This window comes from Terrimicrobium sacchariphilum (assembly GCF_001613545.1).
In the GTDB taxonomy this organism is placed as follows: domain Bacteria; phylum Verrucomicrobiota; class Verrucomicrobiia; order Chthoniobacterales; family Terrimicrobiaceae; genus Terrimicrobium; species Terrimicrobium sacchariphilum.
In genome coordinates this window covers 2,720,319-2,745,585 of record NZ_BDCO01000002.1, presented here as the reverse complement: position 1 = coordinate 2,745,585, position 25,267 = coordinate 2,720,319, and the positions used below count along the sequence as shown (strand labels likewise).

Here is a 25,267-nt window from a genome sequence, read left to right as displayed (position 1 = left end):
CCGTCCGGCTTGGCTATCATTTTCCTCGTATGATCCATCATCTGGTCCTTTTTCAGGTTAAACCCGACGTCGACGAGGAGAAGATCGAGTGGATGATGAGGGAAACCCGCATCCAGCTGCTCAAGATTCCCGAAGTACTCAATCTCCGCTGTGGTAAGCGGGTGGACGAGTCCATGGAGTGGCCGTTCTTCCTTTCCGTTGAGGTCGAGTCTCTGGACAAGCTCTCCATCTACATGAACGACCCGATCCACGTGAAGTTCGTGGAGCAGGTGATCAAGCCCCACATCGTCAAGCGCCTTGCGCTGGATTACGAGATGGAGCCGGGCAAGGACGTCAGGTACTCCTGAAGCTTCTCTCGCAGGTAGCCGATCTCGTCCTCGGAGACGACGAAGGGCGGAGAAAACGACAGGACGTTTCCGGCGGGCCCTCCGCCGAGCAGGATCAGGCCATCCTTGAGGCCCTGGTACATGATAGCAACCGAGAGTTGCGGGAAGGGTGATCCATCCGTTTTGATCAGCTCGACGCCGAGCATCGATCCCACGCCCCGGACCTGTCCAATATGCGGGGAGGAAAGCGCCTCCAGGGCGAGTCTCAAGGTCCGCCCGGTCCGTCGGGCTGCTGCGGCCGTCGTATCCTTTTCATGCTCCCGGATCGATGCGAGCGCCATCGCGCAGCCAGCGGGATTGCCCAGCATCGTGCTCGTGTGCAATGCCTCCCCGGAGGAGGCAGGCCAGGCGTCCATGATGTCGGACCGTCCCACACAGGCGGCGAGAGGAAAGCCTCCCGTCAGCGCCTTGCCGAGGCAGATGATGTCAGGAAACACCCCAAAGTGCTCGCAGGCAAAGAATTTCCCCGTGCGATGAAATCCGGTGTATATCTCGTCGAGGATAAGGAGGACTTTGTACTCATCGCAGATCTCCCTTAGGATGCGCAGAAAATCGCGGGGCGGCGTGATCTCGCCACCGCGCCCCTGGATTGGCTCCACGAGGATGCATCCGATTTCCCTTTGCTCGATGGTGGCCGCGATCTGGCTGCGGAGTTTTTCCAGGCATGGCGTCGAGCAGTTCGGAAAAGGGCTTCCTTCCAGCCGAAAGCCATCGCGACATTCGAAGGGGCAGCGGTAACAGTGCGGGTAGGGGAGTTGCACGCCAAAGCGGGCCGATTGTGCTCGGAAGGGCGCGCGGAAATAGTCAATGCCTACGGCTTCGAGGGCGCCGTAACCCAGGCCATGGTAGCCTCCGGTGAAGCTGATGACTCCCGGCTTGCCGCTGTGCAACAGCGCTGTCTTGAGCGCCGCCTCGACCGCCTCGGAGCCGGAGTTCGCCAGGAAGGTTTTCCCTGCACCCAGGCCCCAACGCTCAAACGTGATCCGGCTGAGCGCCTCGCAGAGATCCGCCTTGAGCGCGGCCGGATGAACATCGCCCATGGCATGCAGCAGTATGCCGGCCTGCGCGATAGCCGCATCACGGACGGCCGGGGCGGTATGGCCCAGATTTGCCACGGCAAAGGCCCCGGTGAAATCCAGGTAGCGGTTTCCGTCGGCGTCCCAGACATTCGCACCCTCGGCGCGTTCCCAAAAGATCGGAAACTCCGGATCGATCAAGGTCACGCCCCGCGCTTCGTACGCCCGGAGCTTGGCCGCAAGCGCGAGCGAACGCGACCCTGGTGGCGGGACGATGATTTCCGGCAGCATCGCGTCAGGCGGCGCGACCGATGTAGGAAGGATAGACCAGCCGCTCGTAGAGGTTGACATGAGCGGCCGCGATCGTGGCGGCGGAAAAATCCGTGCCTAGATTGCGGTTCAGCAACATCTCAGCCTGGGCGGGATCGTCCAAGGTGCGCAGGGCGCGTCGGCAGATGTCGACGATCCCGTCACTTGATTCCCGGGTGAACACAAAGCCATTGCCTGTGTTGCTTCCCACCTCCCAGTCGCGGACATATTGGAACAACCCGCCACACTGCACGGCAATCGGAGCCGCGCCGTACAGGATTGCACGCTTGAGCCAGGTCGCCTCGGGCTCCACGGCAGCGGGAGCCAGAAACAGGTCGGCCGCCGCCAGTGCCTTCCGGGCGAGCGGTTCGTCGAATTCCCCGAAATGAACAAATTTCCCTGCGTGCTTGCGGCGTGCCACCTCCAGAGGAATCGTCAGGTCGTCGGAAACGGTTCCCAGTAAGGCGACGCGCACATCATCCACCAGCAGGCGGTCGAGTGAGGACAGCAAGCTGCCGACGCCGGCTTGCTGCGTGGCATTTGTGAAGGTCACGATCGTCCGGGCCGAGACTCCCGGGGTGAGGCCGGCAACCTGGAGAAAGGCCTCCTTGTTCTTGCTGCGTGCGGCAGGTTTCGCTTTGGAATATGGCGCGGTGAGCGCAGAGTCGGCCTCGGGTCTCCAGCCGAGCACATCGTCGGAGGAGGGAATACCGACCAGCTTGTGGCGTTGTTCTCGGAGGATGGGGTCGAGTCCGCAGCCGTAGTCAGGAGTCTGCGCCGCATCGACAAAACGTTCGCCCGGAAGAACCACGGCGTCGGCGTAGATGATTCCGCCCTTCAGGCAGTTCATGCTGCCAAAGTACTCCAGCCCCTGGGCGGAGAAATAATCTCCAGGCAGGTTGGTCAGGCCAAAATCGAAGCTCCAGAAGTTGCCCTGGTACTCGAGGCCATGAGGGCTGAGCACGGTGCGAAAGGGCAGCCGCTGGTCGCGGACCAGCGCCGGGGCCAGAGCGGTTTCCCAGCTGTGGAGATGCAGCACCTGAGGCGCGGGATCGGCCCGGCGGGCGAGCTCCAGCACGCACTTGGTGAAGAAAATAAACCGCGCGGCGTTGTCCTGGTAATCCCGGTCGTCGGTGCCGTAGACGCCGGATCGGTCAAAATACTCGTCGCGAGACACGAGAAAGACCTGCACCCCGGCAGGCGTCTTGGTCTCGAAGATCTCGCAGGGATACCGGCCGCTGCCTACGGGAACGGTGAATTTCACGCCGGTCTTGCGCGTCTTGATCGACTTGTTTTCCCGGATGGCGCGGTAGTAGGGGAGCACGACGCTGACCTCATGCCCTAGGGTGCGCAACTCGCTGGTCAGGCTGGCCAGCGTGTCGGCCAGGCTGCCGGAACGGATCAGGGGCGATAACTCGCTCGACGCCATGAGAATGTTCATGCCTGTCTGCTAGCACGTTGCGGGAGCAGTGTCATCACTGTACGATGACTTCATGCCTGACTCTCCGACCGCGGTTGTCACCTGTGGCCCAGCCTATGAGCCAATCGACTCTGTCCGCCGCATTACCAACCACTCGACGGGAGAGATCGGTGTGTTTTTGAGCGATGCACTGGCGGCGAGAGGGTTTCAGGTCGTGTGCTTCCGTGGCGAGATGGCTTCGTACCCGGCTCCGGCCTCGGCCCGGGTGTATCCCTTCACGACAAATGACTCGCTGGAAGTGTTATTTGACGCATTGCCGAAGACTCCTTCAGCCATTTTTCATGCTGCAGCACTCGGCGACTATCGAGTGGCTTCAGTGGAGGGAGGCAAGGTTACCAACAAGATCCGGAGTGATCTCAAGGAGCTCGTCATTCGCCTCACTCCTGCCACCAAGCTCCTGCCGCTCCTGCCCGAGAAATTTCCTCATGCCCTCATCGTAGGCTGGAAGTACGAACTCGATGGAAGCCGCGACGATGCGCTGGAACGCGGCAGACGCCAGATCGCAACGGTCGGCACCGCGGCCAGCGTCGTCAATGGTCGGGCGTATGGCGAGGGATTTGGCCTGCTGGAGGGCGGGGAGGTAACGCATTTCGCCGACAAGCTCTCACTCAGCGCGCATCTGGCCGACTGGAGTTGGCGCAAAATTGTTCTCAAGGCGTGATCTTTTGTTCCCTCCGGGCTTGTGGGATGGGAGAACCGTGGCGTATTCTCTCAGGCTTGCCTTAACCACCCTTGAAGCAAGCATCGCACATGAAGATTTTTTTGGACGGCCAGTTCTACGATAAGCAAGACGCGAAGATTTCCGTGTTCGATCACGGTCTGCTTTATGGGGACGGTGTCTTCGAGGGCATTCGCTTCTACAATGGCCGCGTCTTCCGCCTCGAGGAGCATATCGACCGCCTCTATGATTCGGCCAAGGCCATTTGCCTGACGATCCCGATGACCCCGGCAGAGATGACCGAGGCTCTCCTTGAGACGATTCGGATCAATGAACTCAAGGACGGCTACGTGCGTCTCGTCGTTACGCGCGGCGTCGGTGACCTCGGCCTGAACCCGCTTCTTTGTCCCAAGGCCAGCGTGTTCATCATTGCCGCCAAGATCACTCTGTACCCCGAGGAGATGTACAAGAACGGCCTCACCGTGGTGACCTGCGCCACCCGCCGCATCCCGCATGGTGCGCTCAGCCCGATGGTGAAATCGCTCAATTACCTCAACAACGTACTCGCCAAGATCGAAGCTCAGCAGGCTGGCGCGGGCGAGGGACTCATGCTGAACGAGCAGGGTTATGTGGCCGAGTGTACCGGCGATAACATTTTCACGATCAAGAACGGTCAGGTCTACACACCTCCGATCTCCGCAGGAGCGCTGGCGGGAGTCACCCGCGAGGCGATGTTCCATATCGCCGCCCAACTCGGCGTGACGATCAGCGAGCCCAACATGACTCGCTACGACATTTATACGGCGGACGAGTGTTTCCTTACCGGCACAGCAGCCGAAGTCATCCCGGTGACGAAGCTCGATACCCGAGTGATTGGCACCGGAAAACCCGGTCCGCTGACCCTCCAATTTATTGAGAAGTTCCATGAGTTGACAGCCAACTCTGGTACGGCGATTTATTAAGCATGCAGTGCGACGTTTGCCAGCAGAAGGAAGCCACCGTTTTCCTCACCCAGATCGTGGGGGGGAAGATGCAGAAGGTGAACCTTTGCGAGGCATGCTCGAAGAACAAAGGCGTCGATGATCCGACCGGATTCGCTCTGGCGGATCTCCTCTCGGGCATGGGCGCCGCCCAGGAGATCGAGAAAAACCCGGCCTCGCAGCGGTGCCCCGTGTGCGGCTTTACGCAGGCCGACTTCAAGAAGACTGGCCGTCTCGGATGCAGCACATGCTATGAAGTTTTTGCCGAGGGTCTCGAGGGCATGATTCGCAACATGCACAAGGGGCCCGAGCATGTCGGGAAAGCTCCGGTGGCTTATCTGCGGTCGCGGCAAATCGACCAGAAGATCAAGACCTTGCAATCAAGCCTCCAGGAAGCCGTCGCGGCCGAGCAATATGAAAAAGCGGCGGACCTTCGCGATCAGATCCGTCGCATTGAGGCAGGATTGGAAGCATGAAGCTTACTGAAATCATCGAAAATTCCGGGGAGTGGCTGAAAGGCGACGGACCGCACCGTAACATCGTCGTCAGCAGCCGCGTCCGTCTCGCGCGCAACCTTCGCAGCAAGCCGTTTCCCGGCTGGGCCAAGAAGGCGGAGCGCATCGAGGTGCTCAAAATCGTCAAGAGTGCGGTCGAGCAGCTTCCTGAGATGGAGGATGCCTACACCGAGAATCTCGAGGCCCTTTCTCCTCTTGAGAAACAGGTGCTGGTCGAGCGCCATCTCATCAGCCGCGAGCACGCTGCCAAGGGCGTGGGCAGCGGCGTGGTGATGAATGTGAACCAGTCCCTCAGCTTCATGATCAATGAAGAGGATCACTTGCGCATGCAGGCGATTTGCTGCGGCCTGCAACTCGACAAGGTTTTCGCCATGATCAACCAGGCGGATAGCGAACTCGAGCCCATGCTCGACTTTGCCTTCCACCCGCAACTCGGCTACCTCACGGCCTGTCCGTCGAATGTCGGCACCGGCATGCGCGCATCCGCCATGCTGCACCTGCCCGGTCTGGTCATGAGCGACCAGATGAACAAGATCATCAACTCCGTAAACAAGATCGGACTCGCCGTCCGCGGCCTGCACGGCGAGGGGACGGAAGCCATGGGCAACCTATTCCAGGTCTCCAACCAGACAACCTTGGGCGAGGCGGAGGAGGAAATCATTTCGCGCCTCAATGATGTAATCGTAAAAATCATCGAGCATGAGTGCAACGCCCGCCAGCTGCTCCTGCAAAAGAAGCCCGTCACGCTCCTCGATCAGATCGGTCGCGCCTACGGGGTTTTGTCGTACGCGCACTCCATCAGCTCGAAGGAGGCGCTTAACCTGCTTTCAGTGATCAAGTTGGGAACAGACCTTAACCTTTTCCCCGACGAAAATCGAATCGTGGTGGATGAGCTATTCATCGAGACGCAACCTGCTCATCTTCAAAAAGGAGCACATGTGCAAAAAATGTCCGCAGATGAAAGGGACACCTTGCGCGCTTCACTGATTCGAGCCAAACTACAAGTCGTGCCCAAGCCGGATATCGCGAAAATCGCCACCCAACCCTTGGGGACGACCGAAAATGATGAATAACTTCACTCCTCGTGCGCAACAGGTATTGGCGCTCGCCCGCAAGGAAGCCGATCGGTTCAACCACAATTATGTGGGTACAGAGCATCTCCTGCTCGGACTGATCAAGCTCGGCCAGGGAGTGGCGGTCAATGTCCTCCAGAAGATGGGCCTCGATCTCGAGACCGTCCGTATGGAGGTCGAGAAACAGGTGGGGTCCGGTCCCGAGACCAAGATGGTCGGGAACATCCCATACACACCGCGCGTCAAGAAGGTGCTCGCCCTCGCTGGCAAGGAAGCCAAGGCGCTCCAGCACTCCTATGTGGGCACCGAGCACATCCTGCTCGGCCTGCTCCGCGAAGGTGAGGGCGTGGCAGCCCGCGTGCTCAAGAGCCTCGAAGTCGACATCGAGCGCACCCGCAACGAGATCCTCAAGGAACTCGATCCCAATTTTGCTCCGCAGGAAGAAGAAGGCGGCGTGCCGCAGGAAGCCGGTGCCAAAAAGGACGGCAAGACTCCGGCCCTTCGTGCCTTCGGCCGCGATCTGACCGAACTCGCCAAGAAGGGCGAGCTCGATCCCGTGATCGGCCGTGCCGACGAAATCGAGCGTGTCATCCAGATCCTCTGCCGCCGCACCAAGAACAACCCTGTGCTCATCGGTGAGGCGGGCGTGGGCAAGACGGCCATCGCCGAGGGACTCGCGGAAGAGATCATCAACGGCAACGTGCCGGAGATCCTGCGCGAAAAGAAGGTTATCACCCTCGATCTCGCCCTCATGGTGGCTGGTACGAAGTACCGCGGCCAGTTTGAGGAGCGCATCAAGGCGGTGATGGACGAGATTCGTCGCACCAAGAACGTCATTCTTTTCATCGACGAGTTGCACACCATCGTGGGTGCAGGCTCCGCCGAGGGAGCGATGGACGCCTCCAACATCATCAAGCCCGCTCTTTCCCGTGGCGAGCTCCAGTGCATCGGCGCCACCACGCTGAACGAATATCGCAAGTACATCGAGAAGGACGCTGCACTCGAGCGCCGCTTCCAGACCGTGAAGGTCGAGGCGCCGTCGGTCGACGAAACCATTCTCATCCTCAAGGGCATCCGTCCCAAGTACGAGGCGCATCACAAGGCGAAAATCTCCGATGAGGCCTTGGAGACAGCCGCAAAGCTGTCCGATCGCTATCTGACTGGGCGCTTCCTGCCGGACAAGGCCATCGATGTGATGGACGAGGCCGGCGCTCGCGCTCGCATCTCGGCCATGACCCGGCCGCCGAACGTCAAGGACATCGAGGCTGAGATCGAGTCGATCCGTGTCGAGAAGGAAGCCGCCATCAAGGCCCAGGATTTCGAAAAAGCCGCGTCGCTCCGCGACACCGAGAAGCAAGCCAAGGATCGTCTCGACGGCATCCTGGCCGAGTGGAGGGCGAATAAGGAGGAGAAGGAGGTCCACGTCACCGAGGACGACATCATGCATGTTTTGTCCAAGTGGACGGGCGTCCCGCTTTCCCGCATGGAGCAGCAGGAGACTCAAAAGCTCCTCACCATGGAGAATGATCTCAAGGGCAAGGTGATCGGTCAGGACGAGGCAGTCGTCGCGATCAGCAAGGCCCTGCGTCGTTCGCGCGCCGACCTGAAGGACCCGCGCCGTCCGATCGGCTCGTTCATCTTCCTTGGCCCCACGGGTGTCGGTAAGACCTTTCTCGCCCGTACGCTTGCCGAATTCATGTTTGGCGATGCGGACGCACTGATCCAGATCGACATGTCCGAGTACATGGAGAAGTTCACCGCTTCCCGCCTCATCGGCTCGCCTCCGGGCTATGTCGGTTACGAAGAGGGCGGTCAGCTCTCCGAGGCGGTTCGCCGTCGTCCGTACTCCGTGGTGCTCTTCGACGAGATCGAGAAGGCTCACCCTGACGTGATGCATCTCCTGCTCCAGATCCTGGAGGAAGGCAAAATCACCGACTCGTTGGGCCGCAAGATCGACTTCCGCAACACGATCATCATCATGACGTCGAATGTCGGCGCCGAGTTGATCAAGAAGCAGACCTCGATGGGCTTTGGCGCTCCGAAGCTGGATGACAACTACGACACCATGCAGGGCAAGATCCTCGAGGAGACGAAGCGTGTCTTCAAACCCGAGTTTCTCAACCGCCTGGACGACATCATTGTCTTCCACACCCTGAGCAAGGCCGATCTCATTACGATCGTGAACCTGGAGGTCAGCAAGGTGGTCGCCCGCATCAAGTCCAAGGACATCCACCTCGAGCTCGAGGAATCCGCCAAGGATCTCCTTATCGAGAAGGGTTACGATCCCATGTATGGCGCGCGTCCGATGCGTCGTGCGGTGGAGCGTTACCTCGAGGATCCGATGGCAGAGGAACTCCTCCGCGGCAACGTGAAGCCTGGCGAGACGCTGAATGTTCGCAGGGAGGGCGAGAAGCTCGTCTTCACACCGAAGTCGGGCACCTTGCCCGAGCCGAGCTCGGCTACGGCCAGCTAACGAGGCGCAAACAATCAACGAAAAGCCCGTCAGAGATGACGGGCTTTTTCTTTGCCCAGATCAGACGCTTGCAGGCGACGCGGCCGATTGGGTCAGAAACGCTACCAATCCCGGGAACCGCTGGTCGAGTTCCTCCCGGCGTAATGACGTCATGCATTTTGTCCCGTCCACCCGTGTACGGATGATTCCCGCCCCTCGCAGGATCTGGAAGTGATGCGACCGGGTGGCCTTGGCTCCTTCGATGGGGAACTCGTTGCAGGCAAACTCCTGCTCGGGACTTTCCAGCAGATGTCGAACGATCTGGAGACGGCAGGGATCGGCCAGGGCCTGCAGGACATTGGCGATGTCCACGCTGTCGAGTTCCGGATGTTCGTATTGCTTCATGGGCCTGATTGATCATACGAGCAGGGCCGCTGCTTCTCAATGGCGGGAATGTAATTTGACTTCCGCGTTTTGTACAACGATAGTTCGACCGTTATCGAACTACATATGAGCACAGCTTCGAATCTTCGCCTTCTTGAACCCGTCCAGATCGGTGAGTTTCACCTCTCAAATCGCATTATCATGGCACCCTTGACCCGGTGCCGCGCGAGTGAAGGGCGAATCCCAAATACAATGATGGCGGAGTACTACCGGCAGCGAGCTACGGCGGGGCTTATCCTGACGGAAGCCACCTCGGTAACTCCCAAAGGGGTGGGCTATCCCGACACACCGGGTATCTGGTCGGATGAGCAGGTCGAGGGCTGGAAGCTCATCACCAAGGCCGTCCACGAGGCGGGCGGTATTATTCTCTGCCAGTTGTGGCACGTGGGCCGAATTTCCGATCCCCGCTATCTCGATGGCGATCTCCCAGTAGCTCCCAGCGCCATTGCGGCGGAGGGCCACGTGAATCTCATTCGTCCGCTCACTCCCTTCGTCACGCCGCGTGCATTGGAACTCAACGAGATTCCCGGTATCATCGAAGCCTATCGAAAGGGAGCGGAAAATGCCCAACGAGCCGGATTCGACGGCGTCGAGATCCATGGAGCCAATGGCTATCTGCTCGATCAGTTTCTCCAGGACAAGACCAACATCCGTACCGATGAATACGGCGGATCGATCCAAAACCGCGCTCGCCTGATGCTGGAGGTAGTCGACGCGGCAGTCGGCGTATGGGGACCCGGACGGGTCGGCCTGCATCTGGCTCCGCGTGGGGACTCCCATGGCATTGGCGACTCCAATCCCAGGGAAACCTTCGGCTATGTGGCCCGCGAGACGGGACGTCGCAAGATCGCGTTTCTCTGTGCCCGCGAATCACTAGGCGAAAATCGCATCGGACCAGCGCTCAAGGCGGATTTTGGCGGAGCTTACATCGCGAACGAGAAGTTCACGCTGGATACTGCCGAGCAAGTCCTCGCTGCCGGGGAAGCGGACGCAGTCGCCTTCGGCAAGGATTTCATTTCCAATCCTGACCTTGTTCGGCGTTTCGCCGAAGGGGCTTCGTTGAACCCCTTCCATTCGGAGACATTCTACGGCGGAGGCGCAGGCGGCTATATCGACTATCCGACCTTGAATTAAGAGGAATCTCTAGAAGGTACTGAACGACATCCGACCGGCGGCTGGCGCATAGTCGCCGGTTTCGGATTTGATCAGAAAAGCCGGACATTTATCCTTTTCCGCAAGAACAGGAACCTGACCCGGGCCGACCCATCCCTTGGGATGATCGGCTATAGTGTAGGAAATGTTGACGATGTCATTTGGCTTGAGGCCGCTGGCTGTACGCTTGACTTCATTGACCATCGCGACAACGAGCACCTTTTGCTCGTTGTCCTTCTCGCCGGGTTCCACGTCTACACGCAGCACCTCGATCTGGACGAGTTCAGGAGCCTTTGCCTGCATTGATTCGTAGGCCGAGGGTGGAAGCTCCGCCTTGAGGAGGAGGGGAATGAAAAGGAACAGCAGGGTAAGGGATTTTTTCATGCGCGGGAAACCAGCTTTACGTGATGTCGAAAGGGAAGCAACTCAGGGTTTTGGCTTTCGGGACTCGTCGATGAACTCTTTTACCGCGGTCTGAATCTGGGAGGCTACGTTGATCTTGGGTTTAACAAATTTCGGAGTGAACCACGGAAACATGCCGAGCAGGTCGTATGTGACGAGGATTTGTCCGTCGCAACCTTCGCCGCTCCCGATACCGATGGTCGGCACCGGAATAGCCCTGGACAGTTGTTCAGCCACCGGCGGCGTCACGAGTTCCAGAACGATCCCGAAAACTCCGGCCAGGGCGAGAGCCTCGGCATCTTCCAGCAATCGACGAGCTTGATCATCGGTCTTTCCCTTGATCCGGTAGCCTCCTTCCTCCTTCACACGTTGAGGAAGCATTCCCAGGTGGCCCAGCACGGGGATATGTTCATCCAAGAGGGCTCGAACGATGGGAAGAACCTCAATGCCTCCCTCGATTTTGACCGCCTTGGCTCCTGCGTCCGTCAGTCGTCTTGCATTGGTCAGTGCTGTTTTTGGATCAGGAGCAGCGTCAGCGCTGAGATCGCCTACCAGAAGGGTCTGGGTCACACCACGTCCGACCGCCGCGGTATGGTGCACCATGTGATCGATCGTTACGCCGGTGGTATCCGGCATGCCCAAGACCACCATACCTAAAGAATCTCCGACCAGGATCAGGTCGAGGCCCATATCATCCAACAAGCGGCCCATGGGATAATCGTAGGCGGTGAGTGCGGCAAATTTGTGATTCGCCGCCTTCTTTTCAGTAAAATCCTGTCTTAAGGTATTAATATAAAAAAGGCACTTAAGCCCCTCCTAGTAAATAGATTCCGAGTAAATACGGCATTCCGTCTTGTCGACATCAGTCAGTAGTTGGGCAATGGACCGATTCTGACCGGGCAAAAGCATGCGAGGCCGGATGTCGGCCAAGGGCAAAAGGACAAAAGCCCGCTCTGAGATCCTCGGATGGGGGAGAATGAGGCGGGAATCTTCCAGGGTCATTCCATCGCAATAGAGCAGATCGAGATCGATGGTGCGCGGGCTGTTGCGGGGATGGTTATTCGGTCGTCCAAGGTCGGTTTCGATCTCCAGTAGACGGGTCAGCAGTTCCATCGGGGACAGCGAGGTGGAGATCTCCAGCGCCGCGTTGAGAAAAGGCTCGGCTTCTGCGGAGCAATCCACCGGGGCTGTTTCATAAACGCGGGAGCCGATCACGGGATCGGAACCTACGTGCAGATTGAGCAATTCCCGCCGAGCAGCCTGAAGGTAAAGCAGGCGCGGCTCGATGTTGGACCCGAGGGCGATGCCTGCTCTCATAAGGCGGTTAGTCGGTGAGACCGAGCACGTCCTGCATGTCGTAAAGACCCGGATCGCGACCATGTGCCCACTTGGCTGCACGTAGAGCGCCTTTAGCGAATGTATCGCGGCTGGAGGCTTTGTGGGTGAGTTCAACGCGCTCCCCGACATTTGCATAAATGACGGTGTGGTCACCCACGACGTCACCCCCGCGTACCGCGTGGAGGCCGATTTCCGTCGGCGTTCGTTCGCCGACCATGCCCTCGCGGCCATGGCGGACGTCGCTGTCGTAACTCAGGCCTCGCACCTCGGCGAGGATTTCCACCAATCGGCGAGCGGTGCCGCTGGGCGAGTCCTTCTTCAAGCGATGGTGCATCTCCACGACCTCAAGGTCGAAGTCGGGTCCGAGAATCTCGGCTGCCTTGCGGGTGAGCCAGAAAAGCGTATTCACGCCCACGCTGAAGTTTGGGGCAAAAACGATGGGGATAACCTTTGAAAGCTCCGTGATGCGAGTCCGCACGGCATCGGAATGTCCGGTCGTGCCAATGACAAGAGCCTTGCCAGCCTTGGCGCAGGCTTCGGCCACGCCGAGCGTGACTTCAGCATGGGTAAAGTCGATGACGGCATCGCATCCAGACAAGGCAGCAGCGAGGTCATCGCCATGATCCAGCGCGGCGGAGACAATGAGGTCTGGATCCGCCTCGGCGCAGTGGATCAATGCCTGCCCCATGCGGCCCTTGGCACCATTGATAATCAGCTTGAGAGCGCCCATGCTAGAGGATGCCTACGGCTGTGAGGGTTGACTTGACCCGAACCTTGCTGGCTTCGGTCATTTCACAAAGCGGGAGACGGACCTCCGGCGTCATCTGGCCGAGCTCCGCCAGGGCGTACTTGGTGGGCACCGGATTTGGTTCGATGAAGAGGTCCTTAAAGATCGGGTAGTACTGGCGATGGATTGCCGCCGCATCACCCGGTCGTCCCGCGAGCCAATGCCGCACGAGATCACCGACTTCCTTGGGAATGATATTCGACGCCACGCTGATCACGCCGACCGCCCCGGCCGAAAGGAAGGGCAGGGTGAGGGAATCGTCCCCGGAAAGAATCTCAAAGGAATCGGGCAGAGCCTGGCGGAGCTGGCTCACGCGCTCGACCGAACCGCCGGCTTCCTTGATGGCGACGATGTTTGGGAAATCCTTTGCGAGACGCACGACGGTCTCAACTGCGATCTCGATGCCACAACGTCCCGGAATGCTGTACAGTACGAGCGGGATATTTACTGCCTCGGCGATCGCCTTGTAGTGGAGATAAAGGCCCTGTTGGGAGGGCTTGTTGTAATAGGGCGCGACCAGGAGAGCCGCGTCCGCACCGAGGCGCTCGGCCTCCACGGTCAACTCGATGGCTTCCTTGGTGCTGTTTGATCCCGTGCCAGCGATAACCTTGCAGCGGCCCTTGGCAATCTCGACGGCGGCTTTGATGACGGCATTATGCTCGTCATGATCGAGAGTGGGCGATTCGCCCGTGGTCCCCACGGGAACGATGCCCTCCACGCCACCACGGATCTGGCCTTCGATCAAGGCCGCAAAGGCGGCCTGGTCAAACGCTCCGTCGCGAAACGGCGTCACCAACGCTGTATATGTGCCTGCAAACGACATGGGAAAAAGAAAGCCTAGAGAGTAATTGTCCCGGCGAAAACAAAATCCGCCGGGCCGGTGAGGGTCACTTTGCGGAAGTTGCCCGCGACTTTTTCGAAACCAACCTGAAGGGTGTCGCCTCCGCGAACCTTTACCGAGATCGGACTCGGGGTCTGGGACTTGAGATGATAGAGCAAAGCCGCAGCGCAAACGCCCGTGCCACAGGCGAGAGTCTCATCCTCCACGCCCCGCTCATAGGTGCGGATCGCGATGAGACCGGGTTCGATGGTCTGGACAAAGTTTGCGTTTGTTCCCTTCGGAGCAAAGGCCTGGTGATACCGCAAAGCCGCGCCTGCCTTGCGGACATCGACGGCCTCCAGATCTGACACGAAGGCCACGGCATGCGGCACGCCGGTATTGAGGAAATGAACCTCCATCTCCTCGCCAGCCACATCAAGCGTTTCCGGCGGACGATGGGAATGCGGGTCGCTCATCGCGATGGTGACGAGACCATCCGTGATCTGGGCGCGGATGAGCCCGGCGAGTGTTTCAAAGGAAACCTCCTCCGATGGCTTGGCCTGCAGGCTGGTGGCAAACCGGGCAAAACACCTGGCCCCATTTCCGCACATCTCGGCCTCGCCTCCATCAGCATTGTAATACCGCATCAGGAAGTCGGCCCCATGCAGGGACGGCTCGACCATGAGCACGCCATCGGCACCGATACCGCGGTGGCGGTCGCAAAGATGCGCAATGCGCGACGGATCGAGGCTCAGCGAGCGATCACGGTTGTCGAGCATGACGAAATCATTGCCCGCTCCGTTCATCTTGGTGAATTTCAACTGCATATCTGTCGCGGAGAAGTTAGCGGGTGTGGGCCGCCTGCACAAGGGGGCTGACGAAATCCTTGATGCGGTCAGCCAGGCCTTCCTCGTTTCCATGCTCAGCGATGCGGCGTACGATGGCGCTGCCCACGACAACCGCGTCGGATTGCCTCGCTACCGCCGCGGCCTGCTCGGGTGAGGAAATGCCAAAACCCACGGCAATCGGCAGCGGCGTGTGGCGGCGTATTTCCGCCACCTGCTCGCCGATCGTATCGGAGATGTCCTTTTGCTCCCCGGTCACGCCTTCGCGGGAGACATAATAGATAAATCCGCCGCCACCTGCGACGATCCTGGCCATGCGGGCGGGCGGGGTGGTGGGAGCGATGAGCCGGATCGGCTGGAGACCACTCGCGACCACAAACTCCGCATTCTGCGCCGCCTCCTCCGGTGGCAGATCGAGTATCAACAGCCCATCCGCACCGGCTTCCACCGCATCGCGCAGGAAGTTTTCAAACCCGTACACGTAGATTGGGTTGAGATAAGTGAACAGCACGACGGGCATTTGCGACGTCTTGCGCAGTTCGCGGACGACGTTGAGTACCTTGGCGACCGATGCGCCATTGGCGAGAGCTCGTGTCGAAGCAGCCTGAATCGTCGGACCGTCGGCCACAGGATCGGAGAATGGAATGCCCAGTTCCAGGATGTCCACTCCAGCATCGTCCAAGGCGCGAGCAACGGAAAGTGTGGCCGCGAGCGAGGGATCACCCGCGGTGATATAGGCCACGAATCCAGACTGCCCGGCTTCGGCCAGGACGCGGAAACGTTCGGAGATACGATTGGGCGTTGTCACAGAATCCGAGAGAATCGGATGGCGAGGGGAAGCGTGGCAAGCAAATCACGATTCCCGCCGCGATGATGGGCTTGGTGCGGCGGGAGACAGTCAGTTCTGAGGCGTCACCGGCGTGCCATTCTTCCCACCATCAGAAAGGCGAAAGACGCCGTTTTTATCCCGGTAGAATCCGTCAAAGAGCACCCGACCCTCAGCCCGGGCTTTGACGGCACGCGGAGAATTCCGGATATCGGAAGCCTCCCATTCCATCACCTTGACGCGCCCGCGGCGATCAAGCACCTCCTCCACCGGCACGGTGAGCTTGGCATACTCTGCATCGCTCAGGCGGATTTCATTAAGCTTCTTTTCATTATAAAACGAGAGCCACCAAGCCCCGTAGGAGTCCGGTGCGTTCGGCTGGGAAACCTCCATCGTCAAATTGCCGACCTTCTGGACATTGTCCTTTTTCAGGTCGAGCGCATACAGCGCCTTGATCTCAGGTACGCTGGAAAGATAGCTGCCGAGGAACTGACGAATGACCTTGTGAACCTTTTTATCCGAGCGAGCGAGCCCGTAGATACCGAGTTCCACCCCGGCCGGATCATCTGGATCACCATAGATATTCAGTTCAAAGTGACCATTGGCGCGGAATGAGCTGTAAGGGACATTTTTAAAGGCCCCATTGTCGACGGCCGTGGCGGGGATTTCCTTGAAACTCTTGATCTCGTCCTGATTGCGCAGATCGTTCGCGATCACTCGCCACGGGGGCAAGGAGCCCGGACTGAGCACACGAACGAACCACATCTCGTCGTCATCCACATTGCGGATGCGGACGATATCCGCGTTTTTGATCGTGTCCTCCCCGTAGGGCATCTGGATCGTCACGTCGCTGCTCGTCTGCTTGACGATGAGACCACGCAAGGTCTTGCCTGAGGTCAGTTCAATGCTGTCGGGATAAAGGGCGGCGCTGGCTGGGGTCAATCCGGTGAAAAGGAGGAGAGCAACAGCCCCGGCGAGCGAATTTCGCAATGACAGGCGGATATGAACTTGCATACCATACCGCGGTTATCACAAGAGAGGTCTCTCTTCCAGCATCTTGCTCATGAAAAACCATTTCCTCACTGCGGCCTCCCTCATCGGTGCGCTCGCTCTGACCGGTTGCGTCACGCCACCGGCGAAGTACAAACCCGCCCCGGACCAGGAGGCTCGCAACAAGGCGCTCAATACAGGCAAGTTCTGGTGGGGCACCTCCACGAGCAGCTTCCAGAACGAAGATCGAGGGGTGAAGGAAGGAGACCCGAACTACTTCCGTACGGACTGGGATGTGTTTGCCGACGAAGGCAAGGCGGCGGTGAAGGGCGATGCCGGCACATTCTCGTGGACGAACTTCGACAAGGACGTAGCCGCCCTGAAGAAGATCGGCGTTTCGCATTTCCGCTTCAGTATTGAGTGGGCTCGCGTCGAGCCGAAGAAGGGCCAGTTTAACGAGGCCGCCATCCGTCAATATGCCGAGATGGCTCGCAAGTTGAAGGCGGCAGGCATCGAGCCGATCGTCACGCTCTGGCACTTCACTTTCCCCGACTGGCTCTACAACCGCTACGACAAGCGTGAGGTCAACTTCCTCCATCCTGACGTCCAGAAGGAATGGGAAGTTTACGTCACCAAGATGGTCGGCGCGCTGAAACCCTACGTCCGCTACTGGGTACCGCAAAATGAGCCGAATGGTGCGCTACAGCTTGGATGGATCGCCGGACACTGGCCGCCGGGCATTCTCCTGAGTCCCTTCAAGTACAAGCGCGCCATGCGCGTTTGCGCCGACATGTTCATCGATGCCGCGCACATCATCAAAAAGGAACGTCCCGACGCCGTCATCATGAGCGTGCATTCGCTCCCCAACTGGCGACCCAACCGCTGGCAGGACCCGACGCTCTGCACGTATAACACGATGCGCAGGCAGAATTTCGACAACCTCGACATGATCCAGTCGGTCGTCGATATCATCGGCATCAACTACTACTACACGCAGGACGCCAGCATCCGCAGCTTCCTCAATCACGGCCAGGGTGAGAAGTCGTCGAACTACACCCAGATGGGCTGGGAGATCGAGCCGGAGGGCATTTACCAGGTGATCAAGCAGATCGGCGACCGCTACCACAAGCCGATGTTCATCTCGGAGAATGGCATCGGTACGAAGAACGAGCAGAAGAAGATCAAGTACCTGCGCGACCACATCAACCAGGTCCGCCGCGCCGATGCGGAGGGCTACGATATGCGCGGGTACTTCGCCTGGACGCTGGTGGATAACTTCGAATGGACCGAGGGCTATGTGCCGAACTTCGGCCTCACCGTGATGGACCCGAAGACCAAGGACCGCGTGTTTGAACCCTCAGCGGCGTTCTTCCAGAATGTGATACGCGCGGGCAATCTCACTCCGTCGACCAAGAACTAGCTGCGACTCAATTCCCGGCGGGCCACACCCGGCCCGCCCGGGGAGTATCGATGTGGTAGTCGGAGAATTTCCGGCCCAGGATTTCCCGCCCTAGCGCCTCTGCCTCGGCGAGGGGCTTGCAGGGATCGGATGTCACCTCTCCGCGACTGTTGCCGATGCCTCGCACGACGCCGACAAAGTCGGAGTTGGTATACCGGGAGTATTCCTGGATCTGATGAATGATCCCCAGGCTGGCGCCGGGATAGGTCTCCTCGGAAGCGAGGACCAGCCCGATGCGTTTACCCTGCATTCGGGTCACAACCTCCCCGGAATTCGGGTACGAGGCAGCGTAATAACAAAAGGTGCGATCAAAGAACGCCTTGGTCTGTGCGCTGACACCATACCAGTAGATCGGCGTGCAAAAGACCACCGCCTCAGCCGGAAGAAACGCCTCAAAGAACAGCTCGCGGAAGCGATCCTCAATGGAACATTCGCCATCGTCTTTCCGACATTTGCGGCAATCGCGAAGGAATGACGTGATGTAGTCATCAATGAACGCGATACGCGGCGTCTGTCCCGCTTCGCGCGCCCCTTGCGCAACCGCCTCGGCAAGCGTTGCTGAGTTACCATTCCGCCTCGGACTTCCCACCAGAATCAGCATGCTCTGCTTAAGCGGGAGTGCGCCGGTTCTGTCAACTCCCGAGTCCAGGGAAACACTCGTGCTCGGAAAGGATGCTCGCATTCCGCTGATGGCGTTCGAATTTCTCCACCGGCAGGTCGTACAGAGCGGCGAGCATTTCGGAGGTCAGGACTTCATGCGGGGAGCCCCGCTGAAGGATGCGGCCTTCCTTGAGCAGGAGGATGTCATCGGCTGAAGCCAGCGCATGCTCAGGAGCATGCGTGGTTTGCAGGATGGCTTTGTTGAGGGAACGAGCCAGCTCCGTGATCAGATCGAGCATTCGAATCTGGTTTCCGTAGTCGAGACCGGTTGCCGGTTCGTCGAGGATGAGAATGGGCGACTCCTGGGCGAGGGCGCGGGCGAGCAGGACCAGTTGGCGCTCGCCACCGCTTAGGAGAGAAAACGTGCGGTCGGCAAGGCCGGTTGCTCCCAACTGAGCGAGAGCCGCCATGGCGATCTGCCGATCTCCGGCACGTCGCCCTGCGAGAAATGAGCGACGGGATTCCCGCGCCATCAGCACGATTTCCAGAGCGGTGTAGGCAAAGGCGGAAGCGGTCTGCTGCGGGACAAAAGCGATGAGAGCCGCCACTTCCGGCCGCCGCATCGTCCTGATATTCCGCCCATTCAGGCACACCTCTCCAGCCTTGGGCTCCAGAAGCCCGAGAAGGAGCCGCAACAATGTACTTTTCCCGCTGCCATTGGGGCCGAGCAGGGCGGTGACCCTGCCGGGACGGAGGTCCAGAGAGATGTCTTGCAAAAGCGGACGGCCGGGAAAATCAAACCGCAGATGCCGGGCCAGCAGAGGCGTGCTCATGATGCCCAGCCTTTCCGGACACGGCCTAGCACCGCGATAAAGGTCACGACGCCGAGGAGCGCAGTGATGATGCCGACAGGGATCTCGGAGCGAAACAGCGTGCGCGCCGCCGTATCGACGCCGACAAGAAAGGCCGCGCCAAGCAGGGCGCTCGCAGGCAGCAGCAAGCGGTTGTCTGGACCCGTCAGCAACCGGGCGGCGTGAGGTATGATGAGTCCGATCCACCCGATCTCGCCGCCGATGACGACCGTGAGAGAACTGAGAATGGTGGCCATCAGGATCGCGACCAGCCTCAAGGTCCCAGCGGACAGCCCGAGGGCGCGAGCCGGTTCATCGCCAAGGCTCAGGACATTCAGGCGCCCGGCGATCGCCATGAGGACGCCAAGCGCCATAAGCATCGGCAGGACGGTGCGGGCGAGCAGGGACCATTCGCTAAGGGCGAAAGACCCCATCAGCCAGTATACGATGGATGGCAGTTTGTCGTAGGGATCCGCGAGATATTTGACGATCGCGAGCAGGGCTGAAAAAAGAGCCGTTGCCACGACGCCGCCCAGCACCAGGATCAGCATGGGATCCGATGAGCGGCGAAAGAAGGCGGCTATGCCGAGGGCGACACCAACTGCTGCCAGGCCGCAGACGAATGTGCTGATCTGGACAACGATCCAGCTCGTGCTGATTACCATTCCGAGGGCGGCTCCGAATGAAGATCCAGCCAGCACGCCGCACAGGTTGGGGGATACAAGCGGATTGGCAAACATCGCCTGGTACGAAGCTCCCGCGACTGCCAGGGACGAACCAACCAACGCTGCCGCCAGGATACGAGGCAGGCGAAGCTGAAAGAAGATATTCCCCCACCGGGGCGCATCCGTGTCTGCCGCGTGACCCGTGACGAGCTGCCCCAGCTCCAGCCAGCCGATGCCGAAGCGACCGGCTCCCAAGGCAAGGATTACCACGATGGCAAGCAGAGCGGCAAACCCCGGCAAAACCCATGCCGTCCTCGCTCTCATCGCCCGAGTAGCGTGCGCGCCTCCTCGGCGGAAATGGCGACGTGCAGGTAGTCGCGATAAAACGAGATCGTTTCCCCAACCAGATCGGCATCTCCATCCGGATACAGGACATCGGCCAGCCACTGAATGCCCAGAATCCTCATGAAGCTCGGTGGGCGATCGATGAAGTTCAGTGGATCACGCGGCACAAGATATACTCGATTGTCACGCACCGCCTTGACCCCGGCCCAGCGGGAATCTTTCCCAACCGAGGCGAAAAACTCAGCGTCCGGCGTGACGATAACCTCCGGGTTGCGTATGAGGATTTCCTCCAGCGAGATGCGCTCAAGGCCGCCCATCGTCTTCTGGTCTCCCGGGAAGACAGACTTTCCCCCGGCCATGAGGATGGGGTCGTAATGAAACGAATCGCCAAATTGCGTCATGAGCCCATCGGGGCCAACCGCGTAATAAACCCTGAGCCGCTTATCCTCCGGAATGAGGGCGACTTTCTCGCGCACTTGACTGATCCGTCGCTCGGCATCCTTGGCCAGGGCATCGCCACGGGCCTCCCGATCGAGAACCTTGCCCACGAGCCGGATCGCTCCCGGGATGTCCGCAACCCGGTCCTCCTCAACGAAGACGACCGGCACATGAACTTTCTCAAACGAACGCAGGACTGGCTCCATGACGAAGGAGTTTCGCCACGCGATGACGACCTGGGGATCAAGCGCCAGCAGGGACTCCATATTCGCTCCACGCGCCGCACCGTGCCAGCCTCCCACGGCGGGGAGCTTCTTGAACTCGGGGAGGAGAAACTTCGTTCCCGAAGCAAAAAACGAAGATTCCACGGGCGTGTCGACCGAGGCGAGAAGCTCCGGCGCGACAATGTAGACCAGCAGGGTGGGCGGCGGCGCTGTACCCGCCGCTCGCTCGATGTGCGCGGGAAGATCAACCTGCCGTCCGGCTGCGTCCACCACGGAGCGAGCGAGCACGGTCGATGCCTCCGAGAGCAGGCAGATGCCGGCAAGCAGGCCGATGCTGTGCCGCATCACTGGGCGCTCTTGTGCTTGGAGCAGCTTCCGCAATTATGTCCCGGTGCGGCGCTGGTGGATTCCGCAGTTGGCGCGGGAGGTTGCTCCGCCTTCTTTTTCTTGCAGCAGTTTTCCATCAAAGCCGCAGACTCCGCCTCCATGGATTGGGATGCCTTGTTCTCTCGCTCGGAGGCAAGCAGAGCCAGTCTGCTGGAGAAAAAGGCGACGATGATGACGAGGAATATGGCCGCACCGATGATGCGAATGGTTTTGGATTTCATAAGTTGGTATCTAGACTCCTCCGGTGCCACCGCATCCACATGGGCAGCCTGCTCCGTTGGGATTGGCCCAGAGATTCATTTTACCGCGACCTTGGGGCGGCTTCGGACCTCCCGGTTCAGCCTTGTAGTCATCCTCCGCAGTATAGGTGTCCTCAAGCGCCAGCGTCTCGACATGGCCATCACCGAACAGGTAGTTGAATTTTCCTCCGGCATTCAGGTCCGGTTTGCCTGCTGTAAGGGAGATCTGCAGCCCAGGAGTGACTCCCGCAAAGGACGACCGGCCGATCCGCGCAGAGGTGTAGGGAAACTCCGTGAGCAGGATTCGCTGGCTCAAGGTTTGCAGGTAGGATGTTCGCATCCAGCTCATCGGCTTTCCCTGGATCGTTTGCGCGATCGGAGCATTGTAGACATTGGATGCATAGGTTCGGCGCGACCCGGTCTTGGAGCTTGTGTTCTTGTCTGCGCCGTGGAGGAAAAGCTTCTCGACTGCGGGACCTTTCGGCGTGTTGCTCTCAGTGAGGTTTCCGATTCCGGCTCCGACTTCATATCCGAGGTAGGGGAGTAGCCAATAATCCCAGGATTTCCCGTAAGCCGTGGTTCCGAAATCGGAGGGGTCCTTGAGATTGCAGACGGTCGGCGGGATTTTGCCGTCGTTCTCAGCCGCGAATCTGGCGTACGCGAGACCAAACTGGCGGAGATTGCTCACCGATTGCAAGGATGCCACTCTCTGCATCATCGGTCCGCTTGCACCCAGTACAAGCGAGGTCAGGACCACGACGATTCCCATCGAGATCAGGACCTCGACCATGGAGAATCCCCGGTCGAGTAACGAGGGTCTTGACGTAGGCTTTAAGCAGCAGCAGGAGAGTACGGTTTCCTTCTTGGGTTTCCTCCAGAGGCGTACTACGATCAGAACCAATCCCAGCGTGAGCAGAGCAACCACTCCGGGTTCCGGCACGACATAGGTCGAGGCAACGATCGTGTATCCGCCCAGGCTCGAGTAAAGCCCCCCTGTCGAGCTTCCGCTATCCTCGCCCTCCTCGATATAGGTGATTGTAAAGTCGGCGGCGGTCGCCGTGATCCAGTTTCCCTCCTCGGTAAAGATCGAGAATTTTTCTTCGCTGATCAGGGAATAGAGATAGGAATCGCTGAGACTCAGGTCCCCATAGAGCGCAAGAAATCCACCGTTGATCTGCACAGAACTACCTTGCGCGATATTAAGGACGGCAGACTCGCTCACGACGGAGCCAACCATGACGAGGCTCTTGTCCATCACGCTCAGGGTGCTGGTTGAGTACACCCCTGGAACCGACTCCGTACCGGTGCCAAGCAGGAGACTTCCGACATTCACGTCTCCCTGGTTTTCCAGGATGGAGTTCGCTCCGGAGACCCATACGGAATTGTCGTGTGTTGCTATGACGGTTTTTCCATCGGACAACGACCCGTTCCCTCCAATATGCATGTTGTTTGGGTTGAAAACGGTTCCTCCGTTCAGGATCTCCAATTTATTACCTGATCCCGCCTTTCCCACGAAAAAGTCGCCAGCCGACACCTCCCCGGTTTCCGTGTTGTAATAGTTGGTTATCTCCCAGATCGAACCAGCACCAGTGATCGTTGCCGTGTTCTGACCACCGGTCTGCAAACCGTCGTTAACACCGCCTCCGGTGCCGATATAAGCACCCACACTACTGACCTTGCCGCCGTTTTCGATCCGCAGGGAATTGTTGTCCCCGGCGTTTCCCACCGACACGAATCCTGCGTCGCCATATGCGCTCAGCAGGGAACCCTCGCCGGAAACCAATGCCGAGTGGCCACCACCAGTTCCCGCGCTATTGGGATCATTGAGAGAACCGCGAAATCCAATATAGACACGGTTTCCGCCGAGGAATTGACCGCCATCAGTGACCTCAAGGCGGGCGCCGCTCCCGTAATATCCCAGCAACGTAGGCGATGTTGTCTGAATGGTGGAGCGAACGATTTTATTCGGATCAGACTTGGAAACCACTGTGCCTGAGACACGGACGACGTTGTTGGTCGATCCTGCGAAATAGGACGCAGCGATGCGGCCCATGCTGGCCAGGGCCCCGTCCGTCACAGCAAAAAGGTTATTGGAGCCATGCCCTCCGACGGAAAGCATGCTGATATTCGTTGCGTTGAGCACGGTTGACTGGCCCGAGACCAAAAGGCTGTTTTCGGCGCTCGATGGCGCACTGCCGATATACATGCGCCTCCATCCCGAGCTTCCCCCGAGGCCATCGCCTGATTTGTTGAGAAATCCCAGCGTCACCTGGGAGCCATCCGTGATCCTCAGTGTCACTCCACCATTGGTTTTTCCGATGACAGGATCTCCCCGCAAAGCCGGGTCGGGGTTATAATTTGCGTTTGGTTTCGAATCGATTAGTTCGGTATTGTCTCCTCCGAACATAACGACATACCCGTCGTTGAAAACATACGTCTGGCCCTCAGTATCCATGGTTAGCGGGATGTCGGTGTTGACAATATCCGCCGCGTTGAGAGTCGGGAGAGCTGCGGCTGAAAGCAGCGCACAGCACAAGAGTGTAAATGGTCGGGCCTTGGTCATGGGTCAGCAGTTTGGTTGTGCAGCGCGGAGCGTCCGTGTGGACGAACCGATGCTGCTCCGAGCCAAGACAGGGCCGCTACCTCCCCGAACGGGAAGATGCCCCTGCACCCAAGGCGATGTTCCGATTTCCGGAACGGCTAACGAGAAGCACGATATATGCCAAATGTAAAATACAGTTCACATTGTCATGTAAAAATGACCGCAATCGCGCAGAATATCCCAAATGATCTAGATAGCTGCCCTCGTCGGCATGGCCAATACCCTGCAGCGGTGTTGGATTTTTGACAGGCCCAGAGAACCGGGCGCTACTTGATCAGGGAAGGGGCAGCCCGAGGAGTTCGCTGGCCTTCGCCAATCCCTCCGAGGCTCCGGCCTTGATCACCTCAAACTTCGGGACGATCGGCGGATTCGGGTCGATGAGGATGTGACGCGCCATCTTAGGAGCGCACCAGGCCAGTCCGGCTGCAGGATAGACCTGCAACGAGGTGCCGACGACGGTGATGGCGTCGGCCGCAGCGGCGATCTGCTCGGCGGCGGGAATAGCATCGACCATTTCTCCAAACCAGACGATGTGCGGACGCAGCTGGGAACCCTTTTCACACCGATCACCTTCCTTGATCTCCCAGCCATCAATCTCGTAGACGAGGCTCGGATCGATGGTAGATCGCGCCTTGGTGAGTTCTCCATGGAGATGGAGGACATTCGAGGAACCCGCCGCCTCATGCAGGTTGTCGACGTTTTGCGTGATGATCGAGACCTTGGCGGCCCGCTCCCAGCCCGCGATGATCTTGTGCCCCGCATTGGGCTTTGCGTCCATGAGGGCCTTGCGGCGTTCGTTATAAAAGCGGAGAACCAATGCCCGGTCCCTTAGCCACGCTTCCGGGGTGGCGACGTCCTCGACCCGGTAATCCTCCCAAAGTCCATCGTTGTCGCGGAATGTCCGCAATCCGCTTTCGGCGCTCATTCCCGCGCCGCTGATGACGACTACATGCATAGCGAAGGGAATCGTGTACCCTTTTGCCT

Annotated in this window: 26 protein-coding genes; 8 read left to right on the top strand and 18 right to left on the bottom strand. The window is 59.2% G+C overall.

Annotated features, from left to right (window positions below; genetic code table 11):
* Nucleotides 1–29 precede the first annotated feature (29 nt).
* Complete coding sequence (locus tag TSACC_RS12890) at nucleotides 30–347, top strand: Dabb family protein (RefSeq protein ID WP_075079672.1); 318 nt, start codon at nucleotides 30–32, stop codon at nucleotides 345–347.
* Here the strand turns inward: TSACC_RS12890 and TSACC_RS12885 are convergent.
* Together TSACC_RS12885 and TSACC_RS12880 are read right to left on the bottom strand one after the other, a co-directional pair.
* Nucleotides 308–1,753 (bottom strand): aspartate aminotransferase family protein, encoded by a 1,446-nt coding sequence (locus tag TSACC_RS12885; RefSeq protein ID WP_202815965.1) that lies wholly within the window; start codon nucleotides 1,751–1,753, stop codon nucleotides 308–310. The two genes, TSACC_RS12890 and TSACC_RS12885, sit on opposite strands and share 40 nt — an antisense overlap.
* Nucleotides 1,698–3,152, bottom strand: coding sequence for a glycogen synthase (locus tag TSACC_RS12880; protein WP_075079670.1), 1,455 nt, complete (start codon nucleotides 3,150–3,152; stop codon nucleotides 1,698–1,700). Before TSACC_RS12880 ends, TSACC_RS12885 begins: the two co-directional genes overlap by 56 nt.
* 52 nt (nucleotides 3,153–3,204) lie before the next feature.
* On the opposite strand from TSACC_RS12880, the gene TSACC_RS12875 reads away from it, so the two are divergent.
* The 5 genes from TSACC_RS12875 (at nucleotide 3,205) to TSACC_RS12855 (ending at nucleotide 8,890) form a co-directional block, all read left to right on the top strand.
* Complete coding sequence (locus TSACC_RS12875) at nucleotides 3,205–3,852, top strand: phosphopantothenoylcysteine decarboxylase domain-containing protein (RefSeq protein ID WP_153811413.1); 648 nt, start codon at nucleotides 3,205–3,207, stop codon at nucleotides 3,850–3,852.
* 89 nt (nucleotides 3,853–3,941) lie between these two features.
* Entirely contained in the window at nucleotides 3,942–4,811 is an 870-nt protein-coding gene (ilvE, locus tag TSACC_RS12870; protein ID WP_075079668.1) for a branched-chain-amino-acid transaminase, read from the top strand.
* A gap of 2 nt (nucleotides 4,812–4,813) precedes the next feature.
* Entirely contained in the window at nucleotides 4,814–5,305 is a 492-nt protein-coding gene (locus TSACC_RS12865) for a UvrB/UvrC motif-containing protein (protein WP_075079667.1), read from the top strand.
* Entirely contained in the window at nucleotides 5,302–6,417 is a 1,116-nt protein-coding gene (locus TSACC_RS12860) for a protein arginine kinase (RefSeq protein WP_075079666.1), read from the top strand. The genes TSACC_RS12865 and TSACC_RS12860 overlap by 4 nt, the downstream gene beginning before the upstream one ends.
* On the top strand, nucleotides 6,410–8,890 hold the full coding sequence (locus TSACC_RS12855; protein ID WP_075079665.1) for an ATP-dependent Clp protease ATP-binding subunit: 2,481 nt from the start codon (nucleotides 6,410–6,412) through the stop codon (nucleotides 8,888–8,890). Before TSACC_RS12860 ends, TSACC_RS12855 begins: the two co-directional genes overlap by 8 nt.
* A 60-nt stretch (nucleotides 8,891–8,950) precedes the next feature.
* On the opposite strand, the gene TSACC_RS12850 is transcribed toward TSACC_RS12855, so the two are convergent.
* Nucleotides 8,951–9,274, bottom strand: a complete 324-nt coding sequence (locus TSACC_RS12850; RefSeq protein WP_075079664.1) for an ArsR/SmtB family transcription factor — start codon at nucleotides 9,272–9,274, stop codon at nucleotides 8,951–8,953.
* Between the two features lie 105 nt (nucleotides 9,275–9,379).
* Between TSACC_RS12850 and TSACC_RS12845 the strand changes: the two genes are divergently transcribed.
* The gene (locus tag TSACC_RS12845) at nucleotides 9,380–10,447 is read left to right on the top strand and encodes an alkene reductase (RefSeq protein ID WP_075079663.1); all 1,068 of its coding nucleotides are present in this window, start codon (nucleotides 9,380–9,382) and stop codon (nucleotides 10,445–10,447) included.
* 9 nt (nucleotides 10,448–10,456) lie between these two features.
* On the opposite strand, the gene TSACC_RS12840 is transcribed toward TSACC_RS12845, so the two are convergent.
* From TSACC_RS12840 to TSACC_RS12805, 8 genes are all read right to left on the bottom strand, one after another.
* Complete coding sequence (locus tag TSACC_RS12840) at nucleotides 10,457–10,849, bottom strand: hypothetical protein (RefSeq protein ID WP_075079662.1); 393 nt, start codon at nucleotides 10,847–10,849, stop codon at nucleotides 10,457–10,459.
* A 42-nt stretch (nucleotides 10,850–10,891) separates the two neighbouring features.
* A complete protein-coding gene (gene panB / locus TSACC_RS12835) occupies nucleotides 10,892–11,659 on the bottom strand; it encodes a 3-methyl-2-oxobutanoate hydroxymethyltransferase (protein WP_075079661.1) in 768 nt (255 codons plus the stop codon).
* Between the two features lie 24 nt (nucleotides 11,660–11,683).
* A complete protein-coding gene (gene folK, locus TSACC_RS12830; RefSeq protein ID WP_075079660.1) occupies nucleotides 11,684–12,184 on the bottom strand; it encodes a 2-amino-4-hydroxy-6-hydroxymethyldihydropteridine diphosphokinase in 501 nt (166 codons plus the stop codon).
* A gap of 7 nt (nucleotides 12,185–12,191) precedes the next feature.
* Nucleotides 12,192–12,935 (bottom strand): 4-hydroxy-tetrahydrodipicolinate reductase, encoded by a 744-nt coding sequence (gene dapB, locus TSACC_RS12825; RefSeq protein WP_075079659.1) that lies wholly within the window; start codon nucleotides 12,933–12,935, stop codon nucleotides 12,192–12,194.
* A 1-nt stretch (nucleotide 12,936) separates the two neighbouring features.
* On the bottom strand, nucleotides 12,937–13,815 hold the full coding sequence (gene dapA / locus TSACC_RS12820; RefSeq protein ID WP_075079658.1) for a 4-hydroxy-tetrahydrodipicolinate synthase: 879 nt from the start codon (nucleotides 13,813–13,815) through the stop codon (nucleotides 12,937–12,939).
* Between the two features lie 14 nt (nucleotides 13,816–13,829).
* On the bottom strand, nucleotides 13,830–14,639 hold the full coding sequence (dapF, locus tag TSACC_RS12815) for a diaminopimelate epimerase (RefSeq protein ID WP_075079657.1): 810 nt from the start codon (nucleotides 14,637–14,639) through the stop codon (nucleotides 13,830–13,832).
* Nucleotides 14,640–14,655: 16 nt separating this feature from the next.
* Nucleotides 14,656–15,465: a tryptophan synthase subunit alpha gene (trpA, locus tag TSACC_RS12810; protein ID WP_202815963.1), complete on the bottom strand. Its 810-nt coding sequence runs from the start codon at nucleotides 15,463–15,465 to the stop codon at nucleotides 14,656–14,658.
* A gap of 90 nt (nucleotides 15,466–15,555) precedes the next feature.
* Complete coding sequence (locus TSACC_RS12805; RefSeq protein WP_075079655.1) at nucleotides 15,556–16,497, bottom strand: hypothetical protein; 942 nt, start codon at nucleotides 16,495–16,497, stop codon at nucleotides 15,556–15,558.
* A 49-nt stretch (nucleotides 16,498–16,546) separates the two neighbouring features.
* Between TSACC_RS12805 and TSACC_RS12800 the strand changes: the two genes are divergently transcribed.
* Complete coding sequence (locus tag TSACC_RS12800; protein ID WP_075079654.1) at nucleotides 16,547–17,893, top strand: glycoside hydrolase family 1 protein; 1,347 nt, start codon at nucleotides 16,547–16,549, stop codon at nucleotides 17,891–17,893.
* A gap of 7 nt (nucleotides 17,894–17,900) precedes the next feature.
* Here TSACC_RS12800 and TSACC_RS12795 read toward each other — a convergent pair whose 3' ends face one another.
* The 7 genes from TSACC_RS12795 to TSACC_RS12765 all read right to left on the bottom strand — a co-directional run bounded on the left by TSACC_RS12795 (nucleotide 17,901) and on the right by TSACC_RS12765 (nucleotide 25,238).
* Nucleotides 17,901–18,533, bottom strand: a complete 633-nt coding sequence (locus TSACC_RS12795) for a flavodoxin family protein (protein WP_075079653.1) — start codon at nucleotides 18,531–18,533, stop codon at nucleotides 17,901–17,903.
* Nucleotides 18,534–18,564: 31 nt separating this feature from the next.
* A complete protein-coding gene (locus tag TSACC_RS12790; protein WP_075079652.1) occupies nucleotides 18,565–19,365 on the bottom strand; it encodes an ABC transporter ATP-binding protein in 801 nt (266 codons plus the stop codon).
* Nucleotides 19,362–20,372, bottom strand: coding sequence for a FecCD family ABC transporter permease (locus TSACC_RS12785; protein WP_075079651.1), 1,011 nt, complete (start codon nucleotides 20,370–20,372; stop codon nucleotides 19,362–19,364). The genes TSACC_RS12790 and TSACC_RS12785 overlap by 4 nt, the downstream gene beginning before the upstream one ends.
* Nucleotides 20,369–21,400: an ABC transporter substrate-binding protein gene (locus TSACC_RS12780; RefSeq protein ID WP_075079650.1), complete on the bottom strand. Its 1,032-nt coding sequence runs from the start codon at nucleotides 21,398–21,400 to the stop codon at nucleotides 20,369–20,371. Before TSACC_RS12780 ends, TSACC_RS12785 begins: the two co-directional genes overlap by 4 nt.
* Nucleotides 21,400–21,663, bottom strand: coding sequence for a hypothetical protein (locus TSACC_RS12775; protein WP_075079649.1), 264 nt, complete (start codon nucleotides 21,661–21,663; stop codon nucleotides 21,400–21,402). Before TSACC_RS12775 ends, TSACC_RS12780 begins: the two co-directional genes overlap by 1 nt.
* A gap of 10 nt (nucleotides 21,664–21,673) precedes the next feature.
* Nucleotides 21,674–24,244 carry a prepilin-type N-terminal cleavage/methylation domain-containing protein gene (locus tag TSACC_RS12770; protein WP_075079648.1) on the bottom strand — a complete coding sequence of 857 codons (2,571 nt, stop codon included), beginning with the start codon at nucleotides 24,242–24,244 and terminating at the stop codon, nucleotides 21,674–21,676.
* 313 nt (nucleotides 24,245–24,557) lie between these two features.
* On the bottom strand, nucleotides 24,558–25,238 hold the full coding sequence (locus TSACC_RS12765; protein WP_075079647.1) for an SIR2 family NAD-dependent protein deacylase: 681 nt from the start codon (nucleotides 25,236–25,238) through the stop codon (nucleotides 24,558–24,560).
* Nucleotides 25,239–25,267 lie beyond the last annotated feature (29 nt).